The organism is Sphingobacterium sp. UBA7253 (genome assembly GCF_002472745.1).
GTDB lineage: Bacteria > Bacteroidota > Bacteroidia > Sphingobacteriales > Sphingobacteriaceae > Sphingobacterium > Sphingobacterium siyangense.
In genome coordinates, this window is the sequence record NZ_DKSP01000160.1 from 8,324 (window position 1) to 8,861 (window position 538).

At 39.2% G+C, this 538-nt stretch carries 2 protein-coding genes; both read left to right on the forward strand.

The window, feature by feature from the left end:
- Positions 1-194, forward strand: a 194-nt coding sequence (locus B2X72_RS16445) for a hypothetical protein (protein WP_286850745.1), incomplete at its 5' end; no start/stop codon positions are given.
- Between the two features lie 192 nt (positions 195-386).
- On the forward strand, positions 387-538 hold a 152-nt coding region (locus B2X72_RS26660), incomplete at its 3' end, for a DUF5777 family beta-barrel protein (protein WP_414711801.1).

Consider the following 538-nt stretch of genomic DNA (forward strand, 5'->3'; position numbering starts at 1 on the left):
TCAAAATGCATAAAGAACATACGATCAATTTTAATAGCTCCGTGCCAAAGACCATACCAATTGGCCCCAAGGTTCATTTATGCCTTTTAAAGCTCATTATGGTCGATCTAAGCTCTTCTTCAAAAAACGCAATGTACGTATGCGAACAGTTATTAACCGAATTGTTCACATACGTACAGCACATTAAAATGTAATAGAAGTTTAATGTGCTGTGCATCTTGAAGTGAATGACGATATACAGTAAAAAAGAAACGTATTTATTTGCCTGATCAGAAAGATCAGATACCAATTTTTGGGGGGACAAACAGGCTAGTAACACGGTACAAGCTCGCGAAACATAGGTTTAACTGGTCATCTTCGAGGGAATATATCGGAATTACAAACTCATTCCCAAGGTAAACGCGACGCCTTTAGATTCCAGGTCCACATTTCCTGCCAGCTCCGATAAGTCTTCGGCAGCAAGCTTTGAAGACTTCAATGATCGATTGAGTTATGTGACGCAGCTCATCATTACCCGTAAATTTAGCTCAAATCTATC